This window comes from Pseudomonas sp. B21-040 (assembly GCF_024748695.1).
In the GTDB taxonomy this organism is placed as follows: domain Bacteria; phylum Pseudomonadota; class Gammaproteobacteria; order Pseudomonadales; family Pseudomonadaceae; genus Aquipseudomonas.
The window spans coordinates 560087-577851 of record NZ_CP087176.1 but is presented as its reverse complement, the minus strand read 5'-3'; the positions used below and the strand labels follow the sequence as shown (position 1 = coordinate 577851).

General features: G+C 60.0%; 14 protein-coding genes. 2 read left to right on the top strand and 12 right to left on the bottom strand.

What is annotated here, in order from left to right; all coding sequences use genetic code 11:
• Positions 1–36: 36 nt before the first annotated feature.
• Together LOY55_RS02570 and LOY55_RS02565 are read left to right on the top strand one after the other, a co-directional pair.
• Positions 37–1047: an extracellular solute-binding protein gene (locus tag LOY55_RS02570; RefSeq protein ID WP_109785443.1), complete on the top strand. Its 1011-nt coding sequence runs from the start codon at positions 37–39 to the stop codon at positions 1045–1047.
• Positions 1047–2609 (top strand): iron ABC transporter permease, encoded by a 1563-nt coding sequence (locus tag LOY55_RS02565; protein ID WP_223525410.1) that lies wholly within the window; start codon positions 1047–1049, stop codon positions 2607–2609. Before LOY55_RS02570 ends, LOY55_RS02565 begins: the two co-directional genes overlap by 1 nt.
• 118 nt (positions 2610–2727) lie before the next feature.
• On the opposite strand, the gene LOY55_RS02560 is transcribed toward LOY55_RS02565, so the two are convergent.
• The 12 genes from LOY55_RS02560 to LOY55_RS02505 all read right to left on the bottom strand — a co-directional run bounded on the left by LOY55_RS02560 (position 2728) and on the right by LOY55_RS02505 (position 17742).
• Positions 2728–4662 (bottom strand): methyl-accepting chemotaxis protein, encoded by a 1935-nt coding sequence (locus LOY55_RS02560; RefSeq protein ID WP_046028410.1) that lies wholly within the window; start codon positions 4660–4662, stop codon positions 2728–2730.
• A gap of 150 nt (positions 4663–4812) precedes the next feature.
• Positions 4813–6105: an adenylosuccinate synthase gene (locus LOY55_RS02555; RefSeq protein ID WP_010464193.1), complete on the bottom strand. Its 1293-nt coding sequence runs from the start codon at positions 6103–6105 to the stop codon at positions 4813–4815.
• Between the two features lie 53 nt (positions 6106–6158).
• Complete coding sequence (locus tag LOY55_RS02550) at positions 6159–7346, bottom strand: ATP phosphoribosyltransferase regulatory subunit (protein ID WP_223525411.1); 1188 nt, start codon at positions 7344–7346, stop codon at positions 6159–6161.
• Positions 7347–7660: 314 nt separating this feature from the next.
• A complete protein-coding gene (gene hflC, locus LOY55_RS02545) occupies positions 7661–8530 on the bottom strand; it encodes a protease modulator HflC (protein ID WP_046028408.1) in 870 nt (289 codons plus the stop codon).
• Positions 8530–9699 (bottom strand): FtsH protease activity modulator HflK, encoded by a 1170-nt coding sequence (gene hflK, locus LOY55_RS02540; RefSeq protein WP_046028406.1) that lies wholly within the window; start codon positions 9697–9699, stop codon positions 8530–8532. The genes hflC and hflK overlap by 1 nt, the downstream gene beginning before the upstream one ends.
• A gap of 96 nt (positions 9700–9795) precedes the next feature.
• Positions 9796–11097: a ribosome rescue GTPase HflX gene (hflX, locus tag LOY55_RS02535; RefSeq protein ID WP_077432371.1), complete on the bottom strand. Its 1302-nt coding sequence runs from the start codon at positions 11095–11097 to the stop codon at positions 9796–9798.
• A 12-nt stretch (positions 11098–11109) separates the two neighbouring features.
• Positions 11110–11370, bottom strand: coding sequence for an RNA chaperone Hfq (gene hfq, locus LOY55_RS02530; protein WP_007902656.1), 261 nt, complete (start codon positions 11368–11370; stop codon positions 11110–11112).
• A 93-nt stretch (positions 11371–11463) separates the two neighbouring features.
• Positions 11464–12435, bottom strand: a complete 972-nt coding sequence (gene miaA / locus LOY55_RS02525) for a tRNA (adenosine(37)-N6)-dimethylallyltransferase MiaA (protein ID WP_109785439.1) — start codon at positions 12433–12435, stop codon at positions 11464–11466.
• A complete protein-coding gene (gene mutL, locus LOY55_RS02520) occupies positions 12435–14345 on the bottom strand; it encodes a DNA mismatch repair endonuclease MutL (protein ID WP_263295768.1) in 1911 nt (636 codons plus the stop codon). Before mutL ends, miaA begins: the two co-directional genes overlap by 1 nt.
• On the bottom strand, positions 14342–15784 hold the full coding sequence (locus tag LOY55_RS02515) for an N-acetylmuramoyl-L-alanine amidase (RefSeq protein ID WP_109785437.1): 1443 nt from the start codon (positions 15782–15784) through the stop codon (positions 14342–14344). Before LOY55_RS02515 ends, mutL begins: the two co-directional genes overlap by 4 nt.
• On the bottom strand, positions 15785–16255 hold the full coding sequence (gene tsaE / locus LOY55_RS02510; RefSeq protein ID WP_109785436.1) for a tRNA (adenosine(37)-N6)-threonylcarbamoyltransferase complex ATPase subunit type 1 TsaE: 471 nt from the start codon (positions 16253–16255) through the stop codon (positions 15785–15787).
• On the bottom strand, positions 16243–17742 hold the full coding sequence (locus tag LOY55_RS02505) for an NAD(P)H-hydrate dehydratase (RefSeq protein ID WP_223525412.1): 1500 nt from the start codon (positions 17740–17742) through the stop codon (positions 16243–16245). The genes tsaE and LOY55_RS02505 overlap by 13 nt, the downstream gene beginning before the upstream one ends.
• Between the last annotated feature and the right edge of the window lie 23 nt (positions 17743–17765).

Genomic DNA, 17765 nt, shown 5'->3' with positions numbered 1-17765 from the left:
CAAGATTTTGCAATGCGACAGTGAGGAACCCTGCGAATGATGTTTCAAAATACCCTGCGCCGCGGCCTGACCTTCACGCTTCTCGGCCTGGTACTCGCCTCTCCTCTCACCCAGGCTGCCGACCCGGTTTCCCTGACACTCTATAACGGCCAACACAAGGAAGTCGGTGACGCCATAGCCAAAGCGTTCGAAGCCAAGACCGGTATCCACGTCAATGTGCGCAAAGGCAGCAGCAACCAGCTCGCCAGCCAGATCATGGAAGAAGGCGATCGTTCCCCCGCCGACGTGATCTATACCGAAGAATCGCCGCCGCTGAACAAACTGGGCGAACAAGGCGTGCTCGCCAAGGCCGACGACGCCACGCTGGCGGTTTTACCCAAAGACTACGTCGCCGGCAATGGCACCTGGATTGGCATTACGGCCAGAGTCCGGGTCGTTGCCTACAACCCCAAGCTGATTGAAGAGAAGGACCTGCCAAAGTCGGTAATGGAATTCTCCAACCCGAAATGGCAAGGCAAAGTCGGCTTCGTGCCTACCAGCGGCGCCTTTCAGGAACAGGCCGTCGCGATCATCAAAGTGCACGGCATGGATGCAGCCGAAGAATGGCTGACCGGCCTGCGCGCATTTGGCAAGACCTACAGCAACAACATGGTCGCCCTGAAGGCCGTGGAGAATGGCGAAGTCGCCACCGTACTAGTGAATAACTATTACTGGTTCGCGCTGCAACGCGAGAAGGGTCAGCTCGATTCGAAACTGTATTACTTCACCGGCGGCGACGTCGGCGGGCTGATCACTGTTTCCAGCGCTGCCGTATTGAAATCCAGTAAACACCCCAAAGAAGCCCAGCAACTCCTTGCTTATATGGCCAGCGAAGAAGGTCAGCGCGTGATCACCCAGACCACCGCCGAATACCCGCTGCACAAAGGCATGGAATCGGATCGCGGCCTCAAGCCCTTCAGCGAACTGCAAGCGCCCGACGTCACGCCAGCCGACCTCGGCAACGCCGAACAGGCGCTGGACCTGGAACGTGATGTTGGCTTGAACTGATGAGCGCATCGCTATCCAGCCCCACCTCCGAGGGCTACGTACCCCGGCGCAAACGGCCGTCGATCTGGCTGCTGCTACCGGTTCTGCTGCTGGTAGCGCTGAGCCTGCTGCCGCTGATGTACGTGGGACTCAAGGCCTGGCAAGCCGGTTGGGCCGAGGCGTTACATTTGCTGTGGCGGCCCTATGTGTTCGGACTGTTGCGCAATACGCTGGCACTGATGGCTGGGGTGACGCTGTCATGTGGCGTGATCGGTTTGTCACTGGCCTGGTTGCTGGAACGCAGCAATCTACGCGGGCGGCGAGTGTGGGGCGTGATTCTCTGCTTGCCGTTCGCCGTGCCGGCGTTTGTCAGCAGCTTTACCTGGGTCTCGCTGAGCGCTCACTTCGAAGGGCTGGGCGGGGCAATCCTGGTGATGACCCTGTCCAAGTATCCATTGGTATTTTTGCCGGTGGCGGCAACCTTGCGCAATCTCGACCCCGCTCTGGAGGAGTCCGCACGAACCCTGGGACAGAATCGCTGGGGGGTGTTTTTCAGAATCACCCTGCCACTGCTCTGGCCCTCGCTACTGGCGGGGGCCTTGTTGATTGCGCTGCACATGCTGGTGGAGTTCGGCGCCCTTTCAATCATTGGCCTGCAAACCTTTACCACGGCGATTTATCAGCAATTCGAGCTGGAGTTCAGCAATGCCAATGCCGCCATGCTCTCCGCCGTATTGCTGGCGCTGTGCCTGGTCTTGCTGTGGCTCGAACTGCGAGTGCGCGGCAAAGGTCGTCACGTGCGCACCGGTCAAGGCGCGGCGCGGCATGCGGAACAGGTCCGACTGGGGCGCTGGGCAGGTGCTGGACAGCTTTATTGCTTGACGCTGGCGATCATCGGCAGTGGCATTCCGCTGGGAATGCTTGCGTATTGGCTGGCGGTCGGCTCATCGGCCGCATTCCCGGTGGCGGCGATCGGCGAAGCCCTGCTCTCATCCCTGGCACTCTCTCTCGGTGGCGCCGCACTGTGCCTGATGCTGGCAGTACCGGTCGGACTGCTGGTGGTGCGCCATAAAGGGCAATTGGCAATCTGGGCCGAGCGCTTGCCGTACTTGCTGCATGCGCTGCCAGGGCTGGTGATTGCGCTGACGCTGGTGTATTTCGCCCTGCACTATGTGCCGGCGCTGTACCAGACATCGGCATTGTTGCTGATCGCTTATGCGCTGCTGTTTCTACCACTGGCTCAAGCGCCGATCCGCACGGCACTAAACAAGGCCGCACCACAACTGGAAGAAGCGGCACGCACCTTGGGGGCGTCGTCCTTCAGTGCGTTTTGTCGGGTGACCTTGCCGATTATCTTCCCGGCGCTGGGCGCGGCATTTGCGCTGGTGTTTCTGGACGCCATGAAGGAGCTGACGGCGACGCTGCTGCTCAGCCCGACCGGGCTTAATACGCTGGCGACAGAGGTTTGGGCGCATACCGCGAACGTGGAGTTTGCGGCAGCGGCGCCTTATGCGGTGCTGTTGATTGTTGTGTCGGGATTGCCGGTTTATCTATTAACAACCCGGATGTATCTGAGCCGCTGAAATCGTTATCGCGGGCAAGCCCACTCCCACAGGTACTTCTGAGAACACACATGTTGTGCACAACAGATGACACCGCGGGAGCGGGCTTGCCCGCGACGGGGTCAGCCCAGACAACCCATCACGCCCTGAACTGCCCCAGGCTCGCCTTCAACTGTGCCGCCAGCCCATCCAGCACTTTGCCACTGGCCGTGGTTTCAACCACCGCTTGAGCCGCTTTCTCAGCCTGCGCATGGATGGTTTCAACTCGACCACGCACGGCCTGCGCCCCTTGCGCTTGATGGGCCGCGGCCTGAGTGGCCAGGCCAATCGCGGCATGCACCTGTTCGACTGACGCCTGCACCGACTGCTGCAACCGCGCACTGTCGCGCAACACCAGCAACCCTTCGCTGGCCTGACGCCCCGCCTGGCCAATCGCAGCCACCGCCTCACGCGCCCCCTGCTGCAAGGCAACGATGTGCGCCTGAATGTCGCCAGTCGAGCTCTGCGTTTTGCTTGCCAGCGCCCGTACTTCGTCTGCCACCACAGCAAACCCGCGACCGGTCTCGCCCGCACGCGCCGCTTCGATGGCGGCGTTCAGTGCCAGCAAATTGGTTTGCTCGGCGATCCCGTGGATCACCGTCAACACCACTTCAATCTGCTCACTCTGCTGCGCCAGCCGCTCGATGACTTTCGCACCGGTGTCGACCTGCCCGGCCAGCGCCTCGATCAGACTGCCGACTTTCGCCGAGGTCCGGGTGTTTTCATCAGTGGCCGAACGGATGTCCACCACCTGCTGCAAAGCGGCCTGCATGGCGTGACTTTCAGACTGGGCTTCATCAGCCATTTGCGACAGCGCCCGCAGGCTCTCGGCCACTTCATCGCGCTGCATGCCTGCGGCCTTGTCCGCCCCGGCGTTACGCAGGGTCATGGCGCCGATTTCCACACCGGTACGCTGAGCGACATCACCCGCCTCGCGCACAATCGGCTGCAACTTATCCACAAAGCGATTGACCGCCGAAGCCATGTCACCGATTTCATCTTTGCTGTTGATCTGCACACGCTTGGTCAGGTCACCCTCGCCCGCCGCCAGGTCATCCATGGCACTGATCAGCATCTTCAAGCGGTTGACCACCCGACGCCCGAGCACCACGGCCAGTAACAGCAGCACACCGCAACCGACCAGCGCCAGGAACATGCCGATGCGCCAGCGCAAGGTCGCTGCCGCTTCCTGCACCGTATTGGTGGTATTGGCTTTCATTTCGGAGGCGGTGGACTGAGCCGACTGCAATCGTGCACGCATGGCCGCCGCACTGTCTGCGGCCGCACCTTTGAGGCTGTCGCCGACCAGTTGATCACTGCTGGCAATCAACGCCGAGAAGCGCTTGTCCAGGGCTGTCAGGTCGGTTTCCACCGAGGCGGTCGAAACCCCCATCACAACCTTGCCGATTTCCACGCCATTGGGATTGATCGAGGCTTCGAGGTAGTAAACCGAAGGATCGTTCTTCGCCGCATCCAGCACCTTGTCCAGCGCCCGCTCGCCCTGCCCCTTTTCCAGCAAGGCCTTGTTGATCGGGTTTTCACGGTTGAGGTAGCGCGTCAGGTGCTGCCCCGTTGCATCGTCGTAAACCACGAACAACACATTGGGATTACGCTGGGCCCGGCGGGCGAATTCAGACAGGGTTGGAACGTCGCTGTCCCACATTGCGCGGGGAGCGACCGAGGCCAGAAGCTGCGCCATGTCATTGGCGGAGTCCTTCAGATCCTTTTCCAGCGTCGCGCGCAACTGCGCCTGCTCCTCCTCCAAACGCGAGGACAAACCGGCCGTGAGACGCTGACGTGTGCTGGTCGAGAGGCTGTCGAGGCTCGACGTGACTTCACGCCCCGCCTGCTCGAGCTCGCCAGAAAGTTTTTGACTGTCGGCCCCCAGACGCACACCCAAATCGGCTTCCAGCGCGGTCACTGTGCTCCGGGTCAGGGCAACAGCCACCAGCACCTGCACCAAAAGGGCGATACCAAGGGTAACGAACACGGGCCGCAACAAACGGCTTTGTAACAGTGAGAGAACGGCTGACACTTATAATCCCTCTGCTTTGGCGCCATTAAATTGATGGCGCGCTGGAAGCGATGCTTTTAATCAACATCACAGCAAAGGTCATGCCGTCCCACAGGCAGAAACGACAAAGGGTCCTATTAAGGACCCTTTGTGTTTCACTTCAATGACTTATCAAGCAAACGGATGACGCAGAACGATGGTTTCGTTGCGGTCCGGGCCCGTCGAAATAATGTCAATCGGCGCACCGACCAACTCTTCAACGCGCTTGATGTAGTTACGAGCGGCTTGCGGCAGCTCTTCCAGCGTCTTGGCACCGACGGTGGATTCGGTCCAGCCCGGCATCTCTTCGTACACCGGCTCCAGGCCGATGTAGCTGTCGGCGTCAGTCGGTGCGTCGATCACTGCACCATCCTGGTTCTTGTAGCCAACGCAGATGTTGATGGTTTCCAGACCGTCCAGCACGTCCAGCTTGGTCAGGCACAGGCCCGAGATGCTGTTGACGTCGATAGCGCGACGCAGGATGACGGCGTCGAACCAGCCGCAACGACGGGCACGGCCGGTAGTCGCGCCGAACTCGTGACCACGCTTGGCCAGGAAAGCACCCACGTCGTCGAACAGCTCAGTCGGGAACGGACCCGAACCCACGCGAGTGGTGTAGGCCTTGGTGATGCCCAGGATGTAATCCAGGTACATCGGACCAAAACCCGAACCGGTGGCGATGCCACCTGCGGTGGTGTTGGAGCTGGTGACGTACGGGTAGGTACCGTGGTCGATGTCCAGCAGGGAGCCTTGGGCGCCTTCGAACATGATGTCTTTGCCAGCACGACGCAGTTCGTGCAGCTCAGCGGTGACGTCGAGCATCATCGGCTTGAGCAGCTCGGCGTATTCCATGCACTCGTCCAGCGTCTTCTGGAAGTCGATGGCCGGCTCTTTGTAGTAATTGACCAGTACGAAGTTGTGGTAATCCAGCAACTCGCCCAGCTTGGCGGCGAAACGCTCACGGTGGAACAAGTCACCGATGCGCAGACCGCGACGTGCCACCTTGTCTTCGTATGCCGGGCCGATGCCGCGACCGGTGGTGCCGATCTTCAGCTCGCCACGGGCCTTTTCACGGGCCTGGTCCAGCGCTACGTGGTAGGACAGGATCAGCGGGCAGGAAGGGCTGATACGCAGGCGCTCGCGCACCGGCACGCCTTTCTCTTCCAGCTTGATGATTTCCCGCAGCAGAGCGTCGGGTGCAACCACCACGCCGTTACCGATCAGGCACTGCACGCCTTCGCGCAGCACGCCCGAGGGGATCAGGTGCAAGACGGTTTTCTCGCCGTCGATCACCAAGGTGTGACCAGCGTTGTGGCCACCTTGGTAGCGCACTACGGCGGCAGCATGTTCGGTCAGCAGATCAACGATCTTGCCTTTGCCCTCATCACCCCATTGGGTGCCCAGGACTACGACATTCTTACCCATAACACTTGTCCTCATTCGCGCAAACTTGGTGCCGGCAGCGCCGGCGGGAAAACTCAAGAGGCCAGTGGCGATACTTGCCAAAGCCCGTTCTGCAGAATCAATTGCCGGTCGCAGTCCGCTTCACGGGCGGCGGCCAAAGGTTGTCCAGGCAACGCCTGAACGACACGCTGACCCTCACTGCGCAACTGACAAACCTGCTGCCAGAGTGCCGCATCCGTACTGTCAGGCATCCAGATACCGCCAGACGGTAGCTCGATTTCAGCACGCCCCAGGGTCACCAGGGTTTTCAAATCAGTAGAGAAGCCGGTTGCCGGACGAGCGCGACCGAAGTCGGCGCCGATGTCGTCGTAACGACCGCCCTGGGCAATGGACTGGCCAACACCCGGTACAAATACCGCGAACACCACACCGGTGTGGTAGTGGTAACCGCGCAACTCGCCCAGGTCGAAGTACAGCGGCAGTTCCGGGAAACGCACGGACAGACGCTCGGCAATCGCCAGCAGGTCGTCCAGAGCAGCCAGAACTGGAGCCGGCGCATGCGCCAGACGCTCGCGGGCAGCGCTCAACACTTCACGGCCGCCACACAAATCAACCAGTGCACGCAGCATGCCCGACAAATCGGCAGGCAGGCCTTCGGTCAAGGTAATGACCTCATCGATGGCCTTGCGTTGCAACGCATCGAACAACTGCTGCTCGACTTCACCGGACAAACCGGCGGCGCGGGCCAGGCCACGGTAGATACCGACATGACCGAGGTCCATGTGCACATCCGGCACGTCGGCCAGTTGCAGCATAGCCAGCATCAGACTGATGACTTCCACATCGCTGCTCGGGCTGCCATCACCATACAACTCGGCACCCAACTGAATCGGGCTGCGAGAGGACGACAAGGCGCGAGGCTGAGCATGCAGCACGCTACCGGCGTAGCACAGACGACTCGGGCCTTCACGACGCAAGGTATGCGCATCAATGCGTGCCACTTGCGGCGTGATGTCGGCACGGAAACCCATCTGCCGGCCCGATTGCGGGTCGATGACCTTGAAGGTACGCAGATCGAGGTCCGAGCCCGCGCCGGTCAGCAGGGATTCCAGGTACTCGATATGGGGAGTCACGACAAACTCGTAACCCCAGCTCTGGAACAGATCCAACACCTGACGACGCGCTACTTCAATGCGCGCCGCTTCTGGTGGCAGTACTTCTTCGATGCCATCTGGCAGCAGCCAGCGGTCTACCGTCGCCATTACGCCATTCCCCTATGATCCGGGCGGCCAGCCCTCGGCCGAGCCTTGAGTGAAGCAGAAAATGATTGGCTCGTTGCACAAACCACGCGCATGAACAACGAAGCGAAAAGCCTTTTACCGGCTTCGCTAACCACTTTCCTCGAAAAACTGTCGAGCCATTCGACTCGGCGCCTGCCTAAAAACAGCAATCAAACGTGCAGACGCAAAAAAGCCGGGAATTTCCCGGCTGCCGCATCATACACACGTTTTCCCAAAGGATCACCCCGCCAGAGGCTTTAGCCGCCAGGCGGGGGACGATTCAGGTCAACGCGGTATCAAGGCTTGGCTTTTTCCAGGTAACGGAAGAAGTCGCTGCTTGGGTCCAGGACCATGACGTCGGATTTGTTCGCGAAACTTTCACGGTAGGCACGCAGGCTACGATAGAAACCGTAGAACTCCTGATCCTGGCCGTAGGCCTTGGAGTAGATCGCAGCGGCCTGGGCATCACCGTCACCGCGAACCTCTTCAGATTCACGATAGGCTTCAGCCAGCAGCACGCGGCGCTGACGATCGGCGTCGGCACGAATGCCTTCTGCCAGCTCGTTACCCTTGGCGCGATGCTCGCGAGCTTCACGCTCACGCTCGGTGCTCATACGCTCGAACACGCTGCGGTTCACTTCTTTCGGCAGATCGATGGCCTTGACCCGAACATCGACGACTTCGATACCCAGTTCTTTTTCCGCCATCTTGTTCAGCGAAGCAGTGATGTCAGCCATCAGCGCGTCACGCTCACCAGAAACCACTTCATGCAGCGTGCGCTTACCGAACTGGTCACGCAGGCCCGATTCCAGACGACGGGACAGACGCTCGTCGGCGATCTGCTTGAGGCCGGATGTTGCAGTGTAGAAGCGCTCGGCATCTTTCACGCGCCACTTGGCGAAGGCATCCACCATGACGGCTTTCTTTTCCAGCGTCAGGAAGCGTTGCGTCGGTGCATCCAGCGTCATCAGGCGTGCGTCGAATTTGCGCACCTGGTTAACGTAAGGCACTTTCACATGCAGGCCCGGCTGAACATCAGCCTGGACCACGCGACCGAACTGCAGCAACACCGCACGCTCGGTCTGAGCCACGATGTAGAAGCAGTTCCAGGCAGCGATTGCCACGACGACGCCAACAATAAGGGCGATCAGCGATTTATTGCTCATCAGCGGGTCTCCCTTGTGCGCGTTTGCGGCAGGTCAGTGACATGCGGCGTGACATCCGTGTTGCTGGAGGCTGCGGCCGAACCGGTTACCGGCGCATTACCGCCCGAACTGTTTTGAATCATCTTGTCCAGCGGCAAGTACAGCAGATTGCTTTGGCCATTCTTGTTGCCGGTCACGAGAACCTTGCTGGTGTTGCTGAAGACTTCCTGCATGGTGTCCAGGTACAGACGCTCGCGGGTGACTTCAGGGGCCTTGCGATACTCGGCAACCAGTTTGGTAAAGCGATCAGCCTCACCCTTGGCACGCGAGACGGTTTCGTCACGGTAACCATTGGCATCCTCGAGGATACGCTGGGCCTGGCCACGGGCTTCCGGCACGACGCCGTTGGCATAGGTTTCAGCCTGGTTACGCGAACGCTGCTCGTCTTCACGGGCACGGATCACGTCATCGAAGGCTTCCTGGACTTCACGCGGTGCCGCTGCGTTCTGAACGTTGACCTGCGTTACGGTGATACCGGTGCGATAGGTATCCATGAAGCGTTGCAGACGCTCCTTGATCTCGCTGGCCATCAACTCACGACCTTCAGTCAGTACCTGGTCCATGGCGGTAGAACCCACCACGTGGCGCAAGGCACTATCTGTCGCTTGCTGCAGGCTGACTTCCGGTTGATCCACATCCAGCACGAAATCCTGCAGGTTGCTGATCTTGTATTGCACGGTCAGCGGCACTTCGACGATGTTCTCGTCTTCGGTCAGCATCTGCCCCTGCTTGGTGTACGAACGCTCTCGCGTAACGTTTTCCAGGTACTTCTTGTCGATCGGCGGGAAATAGATATTCAGGCCCGGGCCGACGGTTTCGTAGTACTTGCCGAAGCGCAGCACCACGGCTTGCTCCTGCTCGTCGACGACGTAAACAGCGCTGTACAGCCACACGGCCGCTAGCACGACAAGGCCGATGCCGAGCAGGCCGCCAAAGCCGCCACTCTTGCCCGGACCACCGCCGTCATCACCACGTTTTTTACCACCACCGAACAACCCGTTCAGGCTTTCCTGCAGCTTTCGGAAGGCCTCGTCGAGATCCGGTGGTCCCTTGCGGTCGCCGTTATTACGACGCTTGCCACCCCAAGGATCCTGATTATTCGAGTTGCCACCCGGCTCATTCCAAGCCATAGCGCTCTCCATCTGATAAAGCAAAGACGCACCCACGGCGCGCCGACCAATGCTACAGAATGCCTGTCACCACGACACAACCGCTTTCTCAGGCTTTTATTGCAAAGTGTGTTGCTCGATGAAGTCATTGGGCTGCAAACCTTCGCGGCTCACCAGTCGATTCAACTCGGCTCGTGGCAAACGAACGGCCAGCAAACTGATGCCTTCGTCATCGTGTTCTTCTTTCTGTACCGCACCGAGTTCGAAAAACTGTGCCCGCAGTCGAGCAAAGCGGCTCGGCAAGCGCAAGGTACCGATAAACAATTCACTGCCGAGTAACTCGGCAATGGCTTGTTCAAGCAATTCCAGACCAGTGCCATCACGCGCCGACAGCCAGACCCGCTGGGGTTTGCCGTTTTCGTCGCGCTGGATTTGTGGCTCAACGCCTTCAAGCAAATCGAGTTTGTTATAGACCTCGAGTATCGGCAAGTCCTGGGCACCAATCTCACCCAGCACCACCATCACCTGCTCGATCTGCAACATGCGATCTGGTTCGGCCGCATCGATCACGTGCAACAACAGGTCGGAGTTGCTCGACTCTTCGAGGGTAGACCGAAATGCCTCGACCAGCTTGTGGGGCAAGTGGCGAATGAAACCTACAGTGTCCGCCAGGACAATCGGCCCCAGATCGTCTAAATCCAGACGGCGCAGGGTCGGGTCCAGCGTGGCAAACAATTGGTCAGCCGCGTAGACGTCGGATTTCGTCACGTTATTGAAGAGCGTGGATTTACCGGCGTTGGTATACCCCACCAGTGACACGGTAGGGATATCCGCACGCATGCGGCCACGTCGAGACTGTTCACGCTGGCTGCGCACTTTCTCCAGCCGGCCCTTGATCTGTCGCAGGCGAACCCGCAGCAAACGGCGGTCGGTTTCCAGTTGCGTTTCACCCGGGCCACGCATGCCGATACCGCCACCTTGGCGTTCAAGGTGGGTCCAGCCACGAACCAGCCGGGTACTCATGTGGTCAAGCTGGGCCAGTTCTACCTGGAGCTTGCCTTCATGGGTACGGGCGCGTTGGGCGAAAATATCGAGAATCAGACCGGTACGGTCGATCACGCGACACTCGAAAACACGTTCGAGGTTACGTTCCTGACTGGGCGTGAGGACGTGATTGAAAATCACCAGATCGGCCTCTTCGGCCTTGACCAGGTCGCGTAGCTCCTCGACCTTGCCGCTGCCAATCAGGAATTTGGCGGTTGGCCGATGACGCGGCACGTTAAAAAACGCAACGGTCTCGGCGCCCGCCGAATTAGCCAATTCCTGAAACTCCTGCGGATCTTCGCGCGCCTCAGGGTCCTGTCCATCCAAGTGAACGAGGATTACTCGCTCACCACCACCGTGGCGCTCAAAGAACAAAGGAGACTCCTATCAGGCGTTACCTGGCTCAGCGTCACCCGCTTCGGATTCGGTTGCGCTTGGCAGACGAATTGGACGAACCGGTACCACTGTCGAGATAGCGTGTTTGTAAACCATTTGGCTAACGGTGTTTTTCAGCAGGATAACGAACTGGTCGAAAGACTCGATCGTGCCTTGCAGTTTGATCCCGTTGACCAGGTAGATGGACACCCCAACTTTCTCTTTACGTAAAGTATTCAAGTAAGGGTCTTGTAGCGAATGCCCTTTTGACATGTGCCGCACTCCTTTAAGGATTCAATATAAAAAATAGGTAAACAGATGGCTTTAGCCGTCACACCCCCAAGGATAGACGGCAATTGCAAGGACTCAGCTCAATATGGAGATGGTCCCCAAGTATTTCAAGGCGCGCGGCAGATTGTCGCAATCGAGGCTGTCCAACCAATGTAAATCAGCCCAACTGCGCAGCCAGGTGAACTGACGCTTTGCCAATTGGCGCGTGGCAATGATTCCACGCTCCTGCATCTCGGCTTGTGTCAGCTTGCCATCCAGGTAATCCCAGACTTGTCGGTAGCCTACCGCACGTATAGACGGCAACCCTGAATGCAGGTCACTTCTCTTACGCAGGGCTACGACCTCGTCAATGAATCCCTGTTCCAACATTAAAGTGAATCTTTGTTTAATTCGCTCGTGCAATACCTGACGATTTGCCGGTGCAATGGCCAAGTTCGCGACAGTATAGGGCAATTGTTGCAGTCCCGAGGCGGCTGCTTCAGTACTTTGCACAGATTGTCGCAACCTGAGCTCAGTCATGCTCTGACCACTGACGCGATAAACTTCCAGTGCGCGACTGAGTCGCTGCGGATCGTTTGGATGAATACGCGCAGCGGACTCGGGGTCGATGACTGCCAATTGCTCATGCAGCGCTTGCCAGCCAAGGCGTGCAGCCTCTTCTTCGATTTGCGCACGGACGTCCGGATCGGCAGCGGGCATGTCCGCAAGACCTTCCACCAACGCCTTGTAATAGAGCATGGTGCCGCCCACCAGCAGCGGAATTTTTCCGCGCGCGGTGATCTCGGCCATGGCTTGCAGGGCATCCCGGCGGAAATCAGCCGCCGAATAGCTCTCAGCCGGGTCAAGAATGTCGATCAGGCGGTGTGGGAATTCGCTCAGGATTTCTTTCGACGGTTTAGCCGTGCCAATGTCCATGCCACGGTAAACCAGCGCCGAATCGACACTGATCAACTCGCAAGGCAGGACTTTGGTCAGTTCGATGGCCAGGTCGGTCTTGCCCGCTGCGGTCGGGCCCATCAGGAAAATCGCAGGAGGGAGCTGGCTCATCAACGACCGCGCAAGAACAGTTTGTCCAGATCGTCCAGGCCCAATTGGGTCCAGGTCGGTCGGCCATGGTTGCATTGACCGCTGCGCTCGGTGTTTTCCATGTCGCGCAGCAGGCCGTTCATTTCCGGGATCGCCAGGCGTCGATTCGCCCGAACCGCGCCGTGACAGGCCATCGTCCCGAGCAGCTCGTTCAGATGCGCCTGAATCCGGTCGCTGGTGCCGTATTCCATCAGATCAGCCAAGACATCACTGACCAAGCGATTGGCTTGCGCTTGCTTGAGCAAAGCAGGAATCTGCCGGATGGCCAGGGATTCCGGCCCCAGACGCTGCAATTCGAAGCCCAGGCGCTGGAACCACGCGATGTGCTCTTCGGCACAATCGGCCTCACGCTGGCTGACGGCCAGCGATTCCGGCACCAGCAGCGGCTGGCCGCTCAGGCCTTCGCTGGCCATGGCTATTTTCAAGCGCTCGTACATGATCCGTTCATGGGCCGCGTGCATGTCCACCAGCACCAGCCCTTGAGCGTTTTCCGAAAGAATGTAGATCCCTTTGAGCTGCGCCAGTGCATAACCCAGCGGCGGAATATCGTCTTGCCCGGCCGGCAGGGCGACCGCATTGGCCTCGGGCAATGGCGCGAAAAATTCACGATAGGCAGCCTGGGCTTCCGCGACCGGCACGCCGGACTGAGTCCGTGGCGTGTATTGGTACTGATAACCGGCGCCGGCGCCCGAGCCCGCCGGGGGATTGAACGATGGCTGCGCCTGCGGCTGCTCCAGCAGCGCATTGGCGGCCAGACGCATTTCACCCTGCGGGCCGAACTCGCCGGCGTCGAGGCCGGTAGGTCGAACGATGGCCGTTTCAACCGGTGCGGCCAGATGGTCTTCCGGCCGCACATCGCCCAAGGCGCGGTGCAAAGTGCCATAGAGGAAGTCGTGAACCATGCGCCCGTCACGAAAGCGAACTTCGTGTTTGGTCGGGTGCACGTTGACGTCGACGCCCGCCGGATCCACTTCAAAAAACAGCACAAATGTCGGATGCCGGCCATTGAACAGCACGTCGCGATAGGCCTGGCGCACTGCGTGAGCCACCAGTTTATCGCGCACTGCGCGGCCATTCACAAAGAAGTACTGCAAGTCGGCCTGGCTGCGGTTGAACGTCGGCAGACCGACCCAGCCCCACAAATGCAGGCCGTTGCGCTCGATTTCGATCGGTAATGCCTGCTCCAGGAAACCCGAGCCACAAATGGCTGCCACACGCCGGGCACGGGCCGCATCGTCGTGGGCTTCGTGCAGACTGAGAATGGTCTTGCCGTTATGGCGCAGATGAAAGGCAACATCGAAACGCGCCAACGCCAGACGCTTGATCACTTCTTGCAGATGATCGAATTCGGTTTTTTCGGTCTTGAGGAATTTGCGCCGCGCCGGGGTGTTGAAGAACAGATCGCGCACTTCCACGGACGTGCCCACCGGATGGGCTGCCGGCTGCACGCGAGGCGCCATGTCCCGGCCTTCGGTTTCGACCTGCCAGGCCTGATCGGCGTCGCGGGTGCGGGACGTCAGTGTCAGGCGCGCCACGGAGCTGATCGAGGCCAGTGCTTCACCGCGAAAGCCCAGGCTCATGACCTGTTCAAGGTCTTCCAGGTTACGGATCTTGCTGGTGGCGTGTCGGGCCAGTGCCAGCGGCAGGTCATCGGCAGAAATGCCGCTACCGTCATCGCGCACCCGCAGCAGCTTGACGCCGCCCTGCTCGACATCGACATCGATGCGCTTGGCGCCGGAGTCGAGGCTGTTTTCCAGCAATTCCTTGATCACCGAAGCCGGGCGCTCAACCACTTCACCGGCGGCAATCTGGTTCGCCAGTCGCGGGCTGAGCAGTTCGATGCGAGCGCTGTTGATCACGACCTGATTCATTCTTTGGCCGCCAACTCAGTGCCAGGAATGGTCAGGTGCTGACCGATCTTGAGCTCATCACTGGACAGGTTGTTGGCGCTGCGCAGCGTGGCCGGCGAGACCTGATAGCGTACGGCGATCATCGCCAGGGTCTCACCCGGACTCACCCGGTGATCACGGGGGCCCTGGGCGATTTTGCCGGAGTCACGCAGCCAGGCAATGTAGGTGCCCGGTGGCGGATTCTGCTGGAAGAACTGGCGCACGCCGCTGCTGATCGAACGCGCCAGCGCCTGCTGATGATTCGAGGAGGCCAGTTTGGAAGCTTCGTTGGAGTTGGAGATGAACCCGGTTTCCACCAGGATCGACGGGATGTCTGGCGACTTCAGCACCATAAACCCGGCTTGTTCCACACGCTGCTTGTGCAGTGGCGTGACCCGCCCGATGTTGCTCAGGACTTTCTGGCCGACGTTCAGGCTGGACGTCAGGGACGCGGTCATCGACAGGTCAAGCAGAACGCCTGCGAGCATGCGGTCCTTGTCATCGAGGCTGACGTTGCCGGCACCGCCGATCAAGTCGGAGCGGTTTTCACTGTCCGCCAGCCAGCGGGCCGTTTCCGAAGTAGCGCCACGATCAGACAGGGCAAACACCGACGCACCGAAGGCGGCGGCCGACGGCGCGGCGTCGGCGTGGATCGAAACGAACAGGTCGGCGCCTTTCTTGCGGGCAATTTCAGTACGTCCGCGCAACGGGATGAAGTAGTCGCCGGTACGGGTCAGTTCGGCACGGAAGCCTTTCATGCCATTGACCTGACGCTGCAACTCACGGGCGATGGCCAATACCACGTCTTTTTCCTTCTGGCCGCGAGAGCCTGAAGCGCCCGGGTCTTCACCACCGTGGCCGGCGTCAATCACCACAAGGATGTCGCGCTTGCCAGCCGGTGCCGGTGGAAGCTTGATCGCAGGCTCAACCGGCGTGACTGGCACTGCCGGCATCGTGGCGACCGAAGGGGTTGGAGTCGGTGTCGGCGTGGGAGACGGCGCGGCATCGCCGGCGCTATCAAACAGATCCACCACCAGTCGGTTGCCGTACTGAGCGTTCGGTGCCAGGGAGAAGCTTTTCGGGGTCACGGCCTTTTTCAGGTCGATGACCACCCGCAAGTCGGTCGGCGTGCGTTGAGCCGAGCGCATGGCAGTGATCGGAGTATTGGAGGTGTTGACGTTCAGCGGCGCGCCGAGTGTCGCACCATTGATGTCGATTACCAGTCGATCCGGGGCAGTCAGCGTGAACACGCTGTGTTGCACGGGCCCTGTCAGGTCGAACACCAGCCGTGTGTTGTCTGGCGCCCGCCACAGGCGAACACTGTTGACCTTCGCATCGGCCAAAGCGTCGACGGTCACCGCCAAAAACAACAATCCTACGGCAGCTACCATCGCGCGAAAGCGCATACCTGACCCCATCATTTAATTGGATTCCAATGCCAAAGCGGCACACCAAATCTCGCCACGCGAGCCTTGGGATAAAATTTTCAGCGAACGCCCGCTGTCTTGCGGGCTAATGGTAATGGTCAGGTCGGGCTTTGGCAAAAAGCCTGCACCTTTATCGGGCCATTCGATCAGGCACAGGGCGTCGTCGTCGAAATAGTCGCGAATACCGAGGTACTCCAGCTCTTCCGGATCGACCAAACGGTACAAGTCGAAATGGAAGGCACGAATGTCGCCGATCTCATAGGGTTCAACCAGGGTAAAGGTCGGACTTTTCACGGCGCCTTCATGCCCCAAACCGCGAATGATGCCCCGTGACAGCGTGGTTTTCCCCGCCCCCAGGTCCCCTTCCAGAAAAATCAGACCGTGCCCTTCGGTGGTTTTTGCGATACGTGCGCCAAATGCAGTCATCGCCTCTTCATCAGCCAGGTACAGGGTTACTTCAGACACGGTGCTTGCTCCTCCAACAACTGACGAATGGCCGGGATCAGATCACTGGCCGCCAGCCCACGGCCGAATTTACCTTGTTGCTCACCCGCATTGGCATGCAACCAAACCGCCAGACAGGCGGCATCGAACGCCTGCATGCCTTGAGCCAGCAACGCGCCCACCAGACCGGCCAGCACATCGCCCAACCCGGCGGCGGCCATCGCCGGATGCCCCTGATGACACAACGCCAAACGCCCATCGGGGCTGGCGATCAGACTGCCGGCGCCCTTGAGCACCACGACAGCTGTATATTTTTTGCTCAACGCATGCGCCGCCGCCGGGCGATCAGCCTGCACCTGGGCGGTGCTGATCCCCAGCAATCGCGCCGCTTCGCCCGGATGCGGGGTGATCACGCAATCCTTGGGCAGTCTCACGTGCTCTTCGGCCAGAAGGTTCAACGCATCGGCGTCCCAGACTTGCGGCAACGGCGCATTGGCGGCCGCCGACAGCAAACTGCGCCCCCAGGCAACCTGCCCCAAGCCCGGACCGACCACCAGCACGGACACTTTTTGCAGCAGTTCCATCAACTGATTGGCCGACGAAGTGCCCAACACCATGGCTTCCGGAATTCTCGCCAGCGCGGCTGGCACATGTTCACTGCGGGTTGCCACCGAGACCATGCCGGCACCGCTGCGCAGCGCGGACTGCGCGCTCAGCAGGATCGCGCCACCCAAACCGCGATCACCACCGATCAGCAACACATGGCCGAATTTACCTTTATGAGAAGTCGGGGATCGGGGCGCAGGACGCGGCAGGTTACCGGCCGTCAGACGACGAGCGCTGATCGCCGCAACTTCAATGAGCTGTGGATCGGCGTGCAAATCATTGAAAACCAGGTCGCCGACCACATCCGCGGCATCGCCGGTGAACAGCCCCAGCTTTAATCCAATGAAGGTGACGGTGAGCTCGGCTTGTACTGCAATACCGAGGACGCGACCGGTATCGGCGCACAGACCGGAAGGGATATCCACCGCTGCCACCGGCAACCCACAGGCATTGATCGCCGCGATGGCGTCGGCGTAAGGCGCTCGCACCTCACCCGTCAGACCGGTGCCCAGCAATGCGTCCAGCACGATGCCGCTCAGTTGGGCTTGTGCCGACCAGGCGTCGATAGAGACGCTCTCGGACACTGCCTCGGCATGCGCCAACGCCGCATCACCCTGCAATCGCTGGGGATCACCCACCGCCAGGATGCGAACCAACCAACCCGCACGCTTGGCCAGCACCGCGACCAGATAACCATCGCCAGCGTTATTGCCGTGACCGGCCAGCACAGTGAGTTCATTGGCCGACGGCCATTGACGGACCAGCGCACGCCAGGTCGCCCGTGCGGCGCGCTGCATCAATTCGAAGCCCGGTGTGCCGGCCGCGATCAGGCTCGCATCGAGCCCTCGGACCTGCGCTGCGCTGTACAGCGCGTCGGGTAAATCATCTTTAGTGTGCGGCATGCGTCTTCAGGCTCCGATGTCTG

Bases quoted from the DNA above. Each gene is read 5' to 3' on its own strand.
- LOY55_RS02570 (WP_109785443.1), top strand. From the start codon at position 37: ATGATGTTTCAAAATACCCTGCGCCGCGGCCTGACCTTCACGCTTCTC.
- LOY55_RS02565 (WP_223525410.1), top strand. From the start codon at position 1,047: ATGAGCGCATCGCTATCCAGCCCCACCTCCGAGGGCTACGTACCCCGG.
- LOY55_RS02555 (WP_010464193.1), bottom strand. From the start codon at position 6,105: ATGGGTAAGAATGTCGTAGTCCTGGGCACCCAATGGGGTGATGAGGGC.
- LOY55_RS02550 (WP_223525411.1), bottom strand. From the start codon at position 7,346: ATGGCGACGGTAGACCGCTGGCTGCTGCCAGATGGCATCGAAGAAGTA.
- hflC (WP_046028408.1), bottom strand. From the start codon at position 8,530: ATGAGCAATAAATCGCTGATCGCCCTTATTGTTGGCGTCGTCGTGGCA.
- hflK (WP_046028406.1), bottom strand. From the start codon at position 9,699: ATGGCTTGGAATGAGCCGGGTGGCAACTCGAATAATCAGGATCCTTGG.
- hfq (WP_007902656.1), bottom strand. From the start codon at position 11,370: ATGTCAAAAGGGCATTCGCTACAAGACCCTTACTTGAATACTTTACGT.
- miaA (WP_109785439.1), bottom strand. From the start codon at position 12,435: ATGAGCCAGCTCCCTCCTGCGATTTTCCTGATGGGCCCGACCGCAGCG.
- mutL (WP_263295768.1), bottom strand. From the start codon at position 14,345: ATGAATCAGGTCGTGATCAACAGCGCTCGCATCGAACTGCTCAGCCCG.
- LOY55_RS02515 (WP_109785437.1), bottom strand. From the start codon at position 15,784: ATGATGGGGTCAGGTATGCGCTTTCGCGCGATGGTAGCTGCCGTAGGA.
- LOY55_RS02505 (WP_223525412.1), bottom strand. From the start codon at position 17,742: ATGCCGCACACTAAAGATGATTTACCCGACGCGCTGTACAGCGCAGCG.